We start from the raw sequence: 326 nt of genomic DNA, 5'->3' as shown, positions 1-326 counted from the left end.
CGGCACAACGGGCGCTATTCAGCCGCATATTAATGTGGGTGATGTCCTGGTTACCACGGCGTCTGTTCGTCTGGATGGTGCGAGCCTGCACTTCGCACCGCTGGAATTCCCGGCTGTCGCTGATTTCGAATGTACGACTGCGCTGGTTGAAGCTGCGAAATCCATTGGCGCGACGACTCACGTTGGCGTGACAGCTTCTTCTGATACCTTCTACCCTGGTCAGGAACGTTACGATACTTACTCTGGTCGCGTAGTCCGTCACTTTAAAGGTTCTATGGAAGAGTGGCAGGCGATGGGCGTAATGAACTATGAAATGGAATCTGCAA

1 pseudogene is annotated in these 326 nt (G+C 53.1%); it reads left to right on the top strand.

The features are described from left to right. A pseudogene (locus SB765_RS28665) lies at nt 1-326 on the top strand (uridine phosphorylase); the annotation flags it as partial.

Origin of the sequence: Pseudomonas sp. SIMBA_067 (assembly GCF_046534675.1) — a bacterium.
Classification (GTDB): Bacteria; Pseudomonadota; Gammaproteobacteria; order Pseudomonadales; family Pseudomonadaceae; genus Aquipseudomonas; species Aquipseudomonas putida.
The sequence above is the reverse complement of the archived record's forward strand: the minus strand, read 5'-3'. Positions and strand labels throughout refer to the sequence as shown.